12 protein-coding genes and 1 riboswitch are annotated in these 11,546 nt (G+C 41.6%); of the genes, 11 read left to right on the top strand and 1 reads right to left on the bottom strand.

What is annotated here, in order from left to right; genetic code table 11:
• The first annotated feature begins 4 nt into the window (after positions 1-4).
• The 7 genes from leuB (at position 5) to AC0VYV_RS17755 (ending at position 7,126) form a co-directional block, all read left to right on the top strand.
• Positions 5-1,111: a 3-isopropylmalate dehydrogenase gene (gene leuB, locus AC0VYV_RS17785; protein WP_303535511.1), complete on the top strand. Its 1,107-nt coding sequence runs from the start codon at positions 5-7 to the stop codon at positions 1,109-1,111.
• Between the two features lie 27 nt (positions 1,112-1,138).
• Positions 1,139-2,545, top strand: coding sequence for a 3-isopropylmalate dehydratase large subunit (gene leuC / locus AC0VYV_RS17780; RefSeq protein ID WP_475374050.1), 1,407 nt, complete (start codon positions 1,139-1,141; stop codon positions 2,543-2,545).
• 15 nt (positions 2,546-2,560) lie between these two features.
• Positions 2,561-3,151, top strand: a complete 591-nt coding sequence (gene leuD / locus AC0VYV_RS17775) for a 3-isopropylmalate dehydratase small subunit (RefSeq protein WP_194219601.1) — start codon at positions 2,561-2,563, stop codon at positions 3,149-3,151.
• Entirely contained in the window at positions 3,148-4,158 is a 1,011-nt protein-coding gene (ilvA, locus tag AC0VYV_RS17770) for a threonine ammonia-lyase (RefSeq protein ID WP_475367899.1), read from the top strand. Before leuD ends, ilvA begins: the two co-directional genes overlap by 4 nt.
• A 132-nt stretch (positions 4,159-4,290) precedes the next feature.
• Positions 4,291-4,400, top strand: a riboswitch (SAM riboswitch).
• A gap of 179 nt (positions 4,401-4,579) precedes the next feature.
• Positions 4,580-5,602: a methionine ABC transporter ATP-binding protein gene (locus AC0VYV_RS17765; protein ID WP_475374049.1), complete on the top strand. Its 1,023-nt coding sequence runs from the start codon at positions 4,580-4,582 to the stop codon at positions 5,600-5,602.
• Complete coding sequence (locus tag AC0VYV_RS17760) at positions 5,595-6,263, top strand: methionine ABC transporter permease (RefSeq protein ID WP_430246981.1); 669 nt, start codon at positions 5,595-5,597, stop codon at positions 6,261-6,263. Before AC0VYV_RS17765 ends, AC0VYV_RS17760 begins: the two co-directional genes overlap by 8 nt.
• 23 nt (positions 6,264-6,286) lie before the next feature.
• Positions 6,287-7,126, top strand: a complete 840-nt coding sequence (locus AC0VYV_RS17755) for a MetQ/NlpA family ABC transporter substrate-binding protein (protein ID WP_475374048.1) — start codon at positions 6,287-6,289, stop codon at positions 7,124-7,126.
• A gap of 53 nt (positions 7,127-7,179) precedes the next feature.
• On the opposite strand, the gene AC0VYV_RS17750 is transcribed toward AC0VYV_RS17755, so the two are convergent.
• Positions 7,180-8,130: an L-lactate dehydrogenase gene (locus AC0VYV_RS17750; protein WP_430246983.1), complete on the bottom strand. Its 951-nt coding sequence runs from the start codon at positions 8,128-8,130 to the stop codon at positions 7,180-7,182.
• A gap of 251 nt (positions 8,131-8,381) precedes the next feature.
• Here AC0VYV_RS17750 and AC0VYV_RS17745 point away from each other — a divergent pair, with 251 nt between their 5' ends.
• The 4 genes from AC0VYV_RS17745 to sufD all read left to right on the top strand — a co-directional run bounded on the left by AC0VYV_RS17745 (position 8,382) and on the right by sufD (position 11,545).
• On the top strand, positions 8,382-8,684 hold the full coding sequence (locus AC0VYV_RS17745; RefSeq protein WP_194219604.1) for a carboxymuconolactone decarboxylase family protein: 303 nt from the start codon (positions 8,382-8,384) through the stop codon (positions 8,682-8,684).
• A gap of 227 nt (positions 8,685-8,911) precedes the next feature.
• A complete protein-coding gene (locus AC0VYV_RS17740) occupies positions 8,912-9,088 on the top strand; it encodes a YuzK family famiily protein (RefSeq protein ID WP_475365733.1) in 177 nt (58 codons plus the stop codon).
• A 345-nt stretch (positions 9,089-9,433) separates the two neighbouring features.
• Positions 9,434-10,219, top strand: coding sequence for a Fe-S cluster assembly ATPase SufC (sufC, locus tag AC0VYV_RS17735; protein ID WP_430246984.1), 786 nt, complete (start codon positions 9,434-9,436; stop codon positions 10,217-10,219).
• 18 nt (positions 10,220-10,237) lie between these two features.
• A complete protein-coding gene (sufD, locus tag AC0VYV_RS17730; RefSeq protein WP_475374047.1) occupies positions 10,238-11,545 on the top strand; it encodes a Fe-S cluster assembly protein SufD in 1,308 nt (435 codons plus the stop codon).
• The last annotated feature ends 1 nt before the right edge of the window (position 11,546 follow it).

Raw genomic sequence — 11,546 nt, 5'->3', positions numbered from 1 at the left:
AAGGATGAAGAGAAAAGTTGCGGTATTACCCGGTGATGGAATTGGTAAAGAAGTAATGGAAGGAACGATGAAAGTTCTAAATGCCGTGGCAGATCGATTTGGCCATACGTTTGAATTTCAACAGGGAAGAATTGGAGGGGCTGCTATTGATGAGGATGGCTCGCCACTACCAGATGAAACACTGCGCATCTGTAGGGAAAGCGATGCTGTTCTACTAGGTGCTGTCGGTGGTCCTAAGTGGGAAACTCTTCCTGGCCATCTTCGTCCTGAACGAGGTCTTCTTGGTATTCGAAAAGAACTAGGCTTGTTTGCGAACCTTCGTCCTGTGACGGCATTTGAAAGTCTATTAGATGCATCTCCACTTAAACCGGATCGGATTAAAGGTGTGGATATGTTAATTGTTCGCGAATTAACGGGTGGTTTGTACTTCGGTACTCCGAGTGAGCGTCGTCAAAATGGGAAAGAAGTTGTTGATACGCTTCATTACACAAGAGAAGAAATCGAACGTATTGTGGATCAGGGATTTGAAGCTGCAAGTAAGCGAAACAAGAAATTAACGAGCGTAGATAAAGCGAACGTTCTAGAATCAAGCCGAATGTGGAGAGAAATCGTTGAAGAAAAAGCGAAGAATTATCCTGAAGTAGAAGTGGAGCATATGCTTGTCGATGCGGCAGCAATGAAACTGGTTCAAAACCCGGCTCACTTTGATGTTATTGTAACGGAGAATCTATTTGGAGATATTTTGAGCGATGAAGCCTCGATGATCACAGGATCACTTGGAATGTTGCCTTCCGCAAGTCTTCGTAGCGACGGTTTTGGAATGTATGAACCAGTACACGGTTCAGCGCCAGACATCGCAGGGAAAAATCTTGCGAATCCACTGGCGATGATTTTATCAAGTGCAATGATGCTGAAGTATTCATTCGATATGAATGAAGAAGCGGAGTCAATCGAAAAGGCTGTGAAAGAAGTACTTGATGCCGGATATTATACGAATGATCTTGCAAATGGCTCGCCGAAAGCACTTGGGACAGACGCTATGATCAAGAAAGTGATTTATCAATTAGAAGAAGCGGATGCCACAGCAGGCATCATGGAAGCATACGCTTAATGACAAACAGGTAAGAGGAGGATGGGTGTGGAGCCGAAAACGATTATTGAAAAGATTTGGGATAAACACGTTGTGCATGAAGAAGAAGGTAGCCCGGATCTCCTATATATAGACTTGCATCTTGTTCATGAAGTAACTTCTCCGCAGGCATTTGAGGGTCTGCGGATGAATAATAGAAGTGTAAGAAGACCAGATTTAACCTTTGCTACTATGGACCATAACGTTCCAACCATTGCACGTCATATTATTAATGACCCTGTATCAAAAGTTCAAATGGAGAAGCTTGAAGAGAACTGTCATGAATTTGGAGTGGAAATCGCCGATATTAATCATCCAGATCAAGGGATTGTTCACGTCATTGGTCCTGAGCTAGGCTTAACGCAGCCAGGAAAAACGATCGTTTGTGGTGACAGTCATACCTCAACACATGGGGCGTTTGGTGCCCTTGCCTTTGGGATTGGAACGAGTGAAGTAGAGCATGTTCTTTCTACTCAAACGCTATGGCAATCAAGACCCAAAACAATTGAAATACGTGTGAACGGACGCCTTGGTTCTGGGGTGACCGCTAAAGATTTAATTCTTGCTGTTATTGCTAAATTTGGTGTTAATGCAGGTACTGGCGCGGTTGTGGAGTACACAGGCGAAGCGATTCGAAATATGACAATGGAGGAACGTATGACTGTTTGTAACATGTCGATTGAAGCTGGCGCAAAAGCAGGGCTTATTAGCCCAGATGAGACGACCTTTTCCTATTTAAAAGGAAAAAGACATGTTCCAGAAGATTTCGATCGAGCCGTTGTTGAGTGGAAAGAGCTCGCATCTGATCCAGGGGCAACGTATGATGAAGTGCTCGAAATTGGAGCTGACGAAATCGAGCCACAAGTAACATGGGGGACGAATCCTTCAATGGGATCTTCTGTTTATGCTCGCGTTCCTTTCCCTGAGGATTATGCAGATCCAGGTGACCAAAAAGCAATTAAGCAAGCACTTGCCTATATGGATCTTAAACCGGGAACACCTATTCAGAATATAGATATTCAATATGTTTTCATCGGATCGTGTACGAATTCACGATTAAGTGATCTGCGCTCAGCTGCTGATATTGTTCGTGGTCGAAAAGTTCATGAAGGTGTGACAGCTCTCGTAGTACCTGGATCTAAATCAGTGAAGGATGCAGCTGAAGCAGAAGGGTTAGATACGATCTTTAAAGAAGCTGGGTTTGAGTGGCGAGAAGCAGGATGTAGCATGTGTCTTGCGATGAATGATGACATTGTTCCACCAGGCGAGCGCTGCGCGTCTACATCTAACCGTAATTTTGAAGGGCGTCAGGGGAATGGCGCTAGAACACATCTTGTCAGCCCAGCAATGGCTGCAGTTGCTGCCATTGAAGGCCGATTTACAGACGCTAGAAAAATAAAACCTCTTGTAGTGTAAAAGGAGTGAGACGTCCTGGAACCGATTAATAAATACAAAGGGATCGTTTATCCCCTTGAGCAGGTTAACGTAGATACAGATCAAATTATTCCGAAGCAATTTTTAAAGAGAATTGAACGGCAAGGCTTTGGTCAGTTTCTTTTTTACAATTGGCGGTTTGATGATGATGGTCAACCGCGTGAAGATTTTAATTTGAACGAACAACAATACCAGCATGCTTCTATTCTAGTGTCGGGTAAAAACTTTGGGTGTGGTTCATCAAGAGAACATGCTCCATGGGCCCTTCTAGATTATGGTTTTCGAATTGTCATTGCGACAAGCTTTGCTGATATCTTTTATAACAACTGTGTAAAAAACGGTATACTTCCTATCGCTCTTGATCAAGAAACGATCTCGGAGCTTTTTCAAAAAGCAAAGGATGGATACGAACTTAGCGTAGACCTAAGTAAACAGCAAGTAATTGATGGAGAAGGACTAAATGCGTCGTTCGAGATCGATCCTTATTGGAAAGAAATGCTGTTAAATGGATGGGATGAAGTATCTCGAACTTTATCTCTCGAAGATAAAATTAAATTATATGAAGAAAAACAACTTGTAGGAGAGTGAATGACGTTGGGAATTACCAGGAGAAATATAACGTTCATGTCGTAAAAGCAATGGAGAATTTGCTGGAAGCCGTCCACAGGACCCCGCTTCAGCAGTCGACAACGCTTAATGATTATACAAATAAAGATGTCTTCATGAAGATGGAAAACCTTCAACGAACGGGTTCCTTCAAACTTCGAGGTGCCTATAACAAAGTTGCGTCGCTAACGGATATTGAGGCAGCGCGAGGGATTGTTGCTGCATCGGCTGGAAACCATGCTCAGGGAGTGGCGCTTTCTGCTAGAGAGCGTGGAATTAAAGCTAAGATTTATATGCCCGTCCATACACCGACAAGCAAAATTGATGCGACGCGATCTTATGGAGCAGAGGTTGTTCTTGAAGGAGAATCGTATAACGAAGCGTTTAGTGGAGCGGATCGTGAGCGTGTTGAGAAAGGGGCCACATTCGTTCATGCTTTCGATGATCCTGAAGTAATGGCAGGACAGGGAACGGTTGCACTCGAAATGATGCAACAATGTCCTGACTTAGATACGATTCTCGTACCTGTTGGAGGTGGAGGATTGTTAGCTGGAATGGCGATGGCGATTAAGTCGTTCTTTCCTCACGTGAAAATCATCGGAGTCCAGGCTTCTGAAGCATCTGCGACATGGAATCGATTTAAAGGTACTGGTCCTCTTGTCCTTCAATCTGTCAAATCGATTGCAGACGGTATTTCTGTGAAAGAAGCTGGAAAATTAACTTTTCCAATTATTGAAGAGCTTGTTGATGATATGCTAACCGTGTCAGAAGAAGAAATTGCTGCAGCGATTGTCTTTATGCTTGAGAGACACAAAACGCTTGTAGAAGGTGCGGGTGCTGCATCGATAGCTGCTGTCTTATGCAAGTCAAATCGTTTAGAAGGTAAGAGAATTGGTGTTGTTGTTAGTGGAGGGAATGCGGATCTTGCGAAAATATCCCTTTATAAACAACTTTCTCAACGAGCGAAAACCATCAGGCGAATAAGCTGATGGTTTTCTAATGGGATTCAAAGTATATATTTTAGATTATTCCGACTTTTTGCTCAGTAATTGACACTCATAAAGTACCATGCTAGAATTCATTTAGCACTTAACCACAGTAAAGTAATAACAACTATATATCTCTTATTCAGAGAGGTGGAGGGACTGGCCCTATGAAGCCCGGCAACCGTCAAACGACTCGTTTGAAAAGGTGCCAATTCCTGCAAAGCGATTGCTTTGAGAAATGAGAGGAAGACATCGATTTATCAAATGCCTTTCTGCTCAAAGCAGAAGGGCATTTTTTTACTTTACTATACAAAGTGATAAGCGAATTAGGCTTCTAAGTGCACAGAAATAAAGAACAAAGGCATGGGACTGAAGTCCTTTTTCAGGTAGCTGATCATGCAAATGCATAAAGGATGTGAGACATGTGATTGAGCTTAAAGGCATTAATAAGACCTTCTTTTCGAAATCCGGGAAGGTGGAAGCCGTTAAGGATGTTAACCTTGAAGTCAAAAAAGGCGAAATATTTGGTGTTATTGGCTACAGTGGTGCTGGGAAAAGTACGCTAATTCGAATGCTTAACCTTCTTGAGAGACCTACTGATGGGACAGTCACAGTAGCTGGTAATAATCTATCTTCTCTTAATGGGAAAGATCTTCGTGCAGCAAGACAGGAAATCGGTATGATTTTCCAGCATTTTAATATTCTCTGGTCAAGAACGGTACGTGATAACATCGCCTTTCCTCTTGAAATATCAGGTGTTCCGAAAGAAAAGAGAATGAAGCGTGTTGATGAATTAATTAACCTTGTTGGACTCGAAGGTAGGGAAGGAGCTTATCCTTCACAGCTAAGTGGTGGACAAAAGCAGCGAGTGGGTATTGCGAGAGCACTTGCTAACAATCCAAAGGTTTTGCTTTGTGATGAAGCTACTTCTGCTTTAGATCCTAAAACGACGGATAGCATTCTAGAACTTCTGACTGAAATTAATCAGAAACTTGGCCTAACGATTGTCCTCATCACGCATGAAATGCACGTCATACGCAAAATTTGCCATCGTGTAGCCGTTATGGAGAATGGACGAGTAGTGGAGAATGGTTCTGTCCTTGAAGTTTTCCACCATCCACAGGAAGAGATTACGAAAGACTTTGTTAATCAGCTAAGCGAGCCTGAAGAAATGAAGGAATCGATTGCACATCTGGCAACGAGTCAGGATGGAGAACTTGTTCAGTTTACCTTTGTGAAAGGAAAAACAGGTTCACCACTTGTGACAGAGTTGATTCGTGAATTTGATGTGGAAGTCAACATTATTCAAGGGAAGATTTCTCATACACAGGATGGTCCTTATGGAAAACTTTCTGTGTTCCTTAAAGGGGAACCAGTTGTGGTAGAAAAGGCCTTGAATTATGTGCAGGCCCAAGGTGTTAAAGCGGAGGTGATTACGAATGACTGAATCGTTATTTCCTAACGTCAGGTGGGAATCTATGTGGGAAGCCACTCTACAAACAGCGTACATGACGGCAATTTCGGTTCTGGCAACGTTTATTCTCGGAATCCTCCTTGGTTTATTGTTGTTTCTAACAGGTAGAGGGAACATATGGGAAAACAAATTTGTGAATAGTATTATTGCCGGAGTCGTGAACTTATTTCGCTCCATACCATTTATCATTTTGATTATCTTGCTGATCCCTCTTTCGGTTTACATTATAGGGACGATGCTAGGTGCTAATGCTGCCCTTCCAGCCCTTATTGCAGGAGCAGCGCCATTTTATGCGAGGATGGTTGAAATTGCTTTACGTGAAGTAGATAAAGGGGTCATTGAAGCTTCTCAGTCAATGGGAGCATCCAATGGTTCGATTATTTTTAAAGTGCTTCTACCAGAAGCAATGCCAGCCCTTATTTCAGGGATTACTGTGACGGCGATAGCTCTTGTAAGCTACACCGCTATGGCTGGTGTTGTAGGCGCAGGGGGTCTCGGAAACCTAGCTTATCTTGAAGGTTTCCAAAGGAATAATCCTGATGTGACACTTGTTGCAACAGTATTGATATTAGTAATTGTTGCGATTCTTCAGGTTTGTGGAGACATTGCAACACGAGTAATAGACAAAAGATAATGAGGAGAAAAGGAGAGATTATGATGAAAAAGTTTTTATCGCTAATCGTAGTTCTTGCTCTTGCAGTGCTTGCTGCGTGTGGGAATAATGGCGGAAGCAGCGAAGGTTCTGGTGACGGTGAAGATTCGAAGAAAATCGTAGTAGGTGCCTCAAACATCCCCCATGCTGAAATTCTTGAAGAAGCTAAGCCGATGTTAGAGGAAAAAGGAATAGAGCTTGAAATTAAAACATTCCAGGATTATATTCTACCTAATAAGACGCTTGCAAATGGTGAATTAGATGCAAACTATTTCCAAACAATTCCTTATATGGACTTGCAAATGGAAGAAAACGATAATTATGACTTCGTGAATGCTGGAGGCATTCATATCGAGCCAATCGGTGTTTACTCTCAGGATTACAAGAGCTTAGATGAGTTTCCTGATGGTGCTCAGATCATAATGAGTAACTCTGTTTCTGACCATGGACGTATGCTCTCATTACTTGAAGCACAGGGTCTTATCACATTAAAAGAAGGCGTAAAGGCTTCAGATGCAACGGTTGAAGATATTGCTGAAAACCCTAAGAATATTGATTTCAAAACAGATGTTGAGGCTTCACTGCTTCCGCAGATTTACCAGCAAGGTGAAGGTGATGCAGTGATGATCAATACAAACTATGCGATTGATGCAGGACTTAATCCTCAAGAAGATGCCATCGCACTTGAAGATTCAGACTCACCATATGTGAATGTGATTACAGTAAACAAAGGTGACGAAGACAATGAAGCGATCAAGGCGTTAGTAGAAGTTCTTCATTCTGATGAAATTCAGAGTTTTATTGAAGAAGAATACGATGGCGCTGTTGTACCAGTAGACGAATAAGAAAGAAAAAAAGGTTCTCCGCCAAAACGACGGAGGACCTTTTTTTAATTATTTTAATGTTGGAAAACTGGCTTCATCGCTTCTTTTAACGTTTTTGCAGAATGGTGCAATTGGTCTAGCTCGGTTTGATCAAGGTCAAGTTCAATAATTTCACGAATGCCGTTGTTATTTACAATCGCGGGTACGCCAATATACAAATCATCTAAACCATATTCGCCTTCAAGTAACGTAGAGATGGTAAGAATAGAGTTTTCATTTCGAATAATTGCTCTTGTTAACCGTACGAGGCCCATTGCGATACCGTAGTATGTTGCTCCCTTACGATTAATGATATGATAAGCCGCATCGCGAACATTGACGAAAAGCGCATCAAGATCTTCTTTAGCCTCTGGTTTATCTTTAATAAGAGACATGATTGGTCGACTACCGATTGTAGCATGACTCCAGACAGGAAGTTCAGTATCACCATGTTCCCCGAGAATATAGCCATGTACATTTCTAGAATCTACATTAAAATAGTCGCTCAGTAAATAACGGAATCGAGCCGTATCGAGAATCGTACCTGAGCCGATAACCCGTTCTTTAGGCAAGCCTGAGAACTTCCAAGTCGCATAAGTAAGCACATCTACAGGATTCGTTGCAACGATAAAAATACCATCAAATCCACTTTCCATAACGCTTGAAACGATTGTTTTAAAGATCGCAGTGTTTTTATCAATAAGGTCTAAGCGTGTTTCACCTGGTGCCTGATTTGCGCCCGCTGCGATCACGACAATATCTGCGCCTTTGCAATCGGGATAGTCGCCAGCCCAAATCTTCATTGGAGCGCCAAAAGGAAGGCCGTGATTTAAGTCTCTTGCTTCCCCTTCCGCTTTTTCTTTATTTACGTCGATTAGTACAAGTTCGTTTACTAGTTCTTGATTCAATAACGAGAAGGCATAGCTTGTCCCTACAAATCCAGTGCCAATTAATGCTACGCGCGTTGTTTTTCCTTCATACATCATCTTCACCTCTGCTAGTAGATATTGTCTTCATAAGCATCATAACGTATCCGTTTACTTATTAGTGTGACATACATCACATGTAAACGCACTCATCCAAAAACAATTTAAAGAAAATGATGGATAGCTTTGTTACCCAATTCTCATACTAGTAAGGATGATATTGAATAAAGGAGGCCTGTGTCTTGAAACAGGAACAGGAATTTAACAACTTTGCAGAAGCGGCGCTACATGATTATAAAGAAGGATTAGGAATGTTTACAGAGAAGATGCCGCAGTTAGCTAAGAAGTATTCGGCATTTACTGAAGCGTGTTTTAAAGATGGGGAAGTGAGTCAAAAGGAGAAACAAATGATTGCGCTCGGAATATCTATTTTTTCACAAGATGAATATTGCATTATCTACCATACGAAAGGTTGTCTTGATCAAGGATGTTCTGAACAAGAAATACTTGAAACGGTAGGAGTGACAGCTGCATTTGGTGGTGGCGCAGCGATGAGCCAGGCCGTTACTCTCGTTCAGGAATGTATGAAAGATTTGAACCAACCGAAGCATTAATGAATTCGTGTTTCTACTATTTAAATAGTGTATTGTGTCGAAGGACTGAAATAGGGTGGATATGGGAGGAAAAGTAAGAATGGATGTTTTTTAACTATTCAGAACTTCTTTCACCACTCCGGAAACCCCCTCAGCCCTTAAAATGCTGTTTGTAGCTACTAATGTAACGTGGTAAAGTAATTTTGTAAGTAAAACGATATTGAAAGGATTGATTCATTATTAGCCCCATGCGGTTAAACCACACACCTGAAATGGAAAAGGCGATGTACCAGTCTCACGGAGTTGGCTATGCGGAGTATAGTCGTAATTTCAACAAGCGAATGCAAGTCGAGCGAGAGCGTGAGCTGGATCACCGTCGGAGTCTCAAAATGGTTAGTGAATTCGACCGTAAACTATCTAGATGAATCAGCATCCAAAATAACTATGATATACGAAAAACCAGTCTTACGACTGGTTTTTTTGTATGAAGATAATCACGTGTATTTCGTTGTAGCTGTGGTGATTAAATGGTAGGCTTAGAAAGGTATGCAACGAAAATATAAACGATTCATTCTCAATTTGAATAGCAAGCTATACCTTGGCTAACGCTAGAAAGTATGAGTCTTGCGTTCCTTGATATTAGTTTGGATTTGTTATAAAATAAGAATGAAAATAGATTGAGAATGACTCAGCACACATTCCTTGACATACACCTTATAGGTACTACAATAAGGAAGGAATAGTATAAACGTTATTGGAGGTATTCACAAATGGCAGCATCAACTCTAAAGATTGAGAATCTTCATGTTTCCATTGAGGGAAAAGAGATTATCAAAGGATTGAACCTTGAAATAAATGGTGGAGAAATTCACGCAGTAATGGGGCCGAACGGTACAGGGAAATCTACCCTTGCTTCAGCAATTATGGGCCATCCGAAATACGAAATCACTGAAGGCAGTGTCTTCCTTGATAATGAAGATGTACTTGAAATGGAAGTTGATGAGCGTGCAAAAGCTGGACTCTTCCTTGCAATGCAATATCCAAGTGAAGTAAGCGGCGTAACAAACGCTGATTTCCTTCGTTCTGCAATTAATGCTCGTCGTGAAGAAGGCGATGAAATTTCTCTAATGAAATTCATCAAAAAGCTAGACGGTAAAATGGCTGAACTTGATATGGGTGAAGAATTTGCACAGCGTTACCTTAACGAAGGTTTCTCTGGTGGTGAAAAGAAACGTAACGAAATTCTTCAGCTTATGATGCTTGAACCAAAAATCGCTGTTCTGGATGAAATTGACTCCGGTCTAGATATCGATGCGCTTAAAGTTGTTTCTAAAGGTGTTAATGCTATGCGCAATGAAAGCTTCGGTTGCTTGATCATTACTCACTATCAGCGTCTATTGAATTATATTACTCCTGATAAAGTACACGTTATGATGCAAGGTCGCATTGTGAAATCAGGCGGCGCGGAACTAGCACAGCGTCTTGAAGAAGAAGGTTATGAGTGGATTAAAGAAGAACTTGGAATTAAAGACGAAACAGTTGGTCAAGAAGCGTAAGCAGTAAGGAGGATGACAATGTCAGTGGATACGAAAATTGCATTCGATCAAGAATACATTAAATCTTATTCAGAAAAGCGTGAGGAGCCGCAATGGATGGCCTCTCTTCGTTTAAAGGCTTTAGAGAAGTCAGAAAGTCTTCCAATGCCAAGACCTGATAAAACAAAAATCGATAAGTGGAATTTCACTTCATTTAAACACGATGTAGTCGGAGAAGCGATTTCATCACTTGATGATCTTCCTGAAGATGTGCGCGATCTTGTTGCTAAAGATCAACAGTCAGGAAATCTTCTTGTGCACCGTAACTCTACACCTGTTTTCAATCAGCTATCGAATGAGCTGAAAGAACAAGGTGTGATTTTCACAGATATTCAAACAGCTCTTCAAAATCATGGTGATCTAGTTGAGAAGTATTTCATGAAAGACGTTATGAAGGTTGATGAGAACCGTTTAACTGCCGTTCATGCAGCACTTCTTAATAGCGGTACTTTCTTATATGTACCTCGCAATGTAGAAGTTGAAGTGCCAATCCAAGCACTAAATTGGCAAGAAGACCCTGAAGCTGGGATATTCAACCACGTGATTATCGTAGCAGAGGATAATAGCTCTGTGACATATGTTGAGAACTTCTTATCTTATGGTCACGATGTTGAATCCGTTGCGAACATTATTGCTGAAGTTCATGTAGGACAGAATGCTCGCGTTACGTTTGGTTCTGTTGATAACCTTGCAAAAGGTGTCACTACTTACGTAAATCGCCGTGCAAATGTGGCACGAGACGGTAAAGTTGATTGGGCTCTTGCTCAAATGAACGATGGAAACACGGTTTCTACAAATACAACGCACCTTATTGGTGATGGTTCTTATGCTGATTCTAAGACTGTAACAATCGGTCGTGGAAGCCAGAGTCAGAACTTCACTAATCAGATTTTCCATCACGGTCAAAACTCTGAGGGTGTTCTTCTTGTGCACGGTGTCCAAAAAGATAGTGCTAGCGCCATCTTTAACGGTGTTACGAAGATTGAACACGGTGCTAAGAAATCAAACGGTGAGCAAACACAGCGCGTTCTAATGATGAATGAGAAAGCGCGTGGGGATGCAAATCCGATCCTTCTTATTGACGAAGATGATGTTATGGCAGGCCACGCTGCATCTGTTGGTAAAGTTGATCCAATTCAGCTTTATTACTTGCAAAGTCGCGGGATTTCCCGTCAAGAGGCTGAACGTTTGATCATCCACGGTTTCCTCGCTCCAGTTATTAACGAACTTCCGATCGAAGGTGTTCGTAAACGTGCGGTTGAGGTAACTGAAGGGAAAGTTAATTAAA

This window comes from Anaerobacillus sp. QJM3NY_17 (genome assembly GCF_056173665.1).
Note: the sequence above shows the minus strand (reverse complement) of the source record. Positions and strands in the feature narration are given on the sequence as shown.

What these genes read in the sequence shown, in the direction of transcription:
- leuB (WP_303535511.1), top strand. Translation starts at nt 5, where the DNA reads ATGAAGAGAAAAGTTGCGGTATTACCCGGTGATGGAATTGGTAAAGAA.
- AC0VYV_RS17760 (WP_430246981.1), top strand. Translation starts at nt 5,595, where the DNA reads ATGACTGAATCGTTATTTCCTAACGTCAGGTGGGAATCTATGTGGGAA.
- AC0VYV_RS17755 (WP_475374048.1), top strand. Translation starts at nt 6,287, where the DNA reads ATGAAAAAGTTTTTATCGCTAATCGTAGTTCTTGCTCTTGCAGTGCTT.
- AC0VYV_RS17750 (WP_430246983.1), bottom strand. Translation starts at nt 8,130, where the DNA reads ATGATGTATGAAGGAAAAACAACGCGCGTAGCATTAATTGGCACTGGA.
- AC0VYV_RS17745 (WP_194219604.1), top strand. Translation starts at nt 8,382, where the DNA reads ATGTTTACAGAGAAGATGCCGCAGTTAGCTAAGAAGTATTCGGCATTT.
- AC0VYV_RS17740 (WP_475365733.1), top strand. Translation starts at nt 8,912, where the DNA reads ATGCGGTTAAACCACACACCTGAAATGGAAAAGGCGATGTACCAGTCT.
- sufC (WP_430246984.1), top strand. Translation starts at nt 9,434, where the DNA reads ATGGCAGCATCAACTCTAAAGATTGAGAATCTTCATGTTTCCATTGAG.
- sufD (WP_475374047.1), top strand. Translation starts at nt 10,238, where the DNA reads ATGTCAGTGGATACGAAAATTGCATTCGATCAAGAATACATTAAATCT.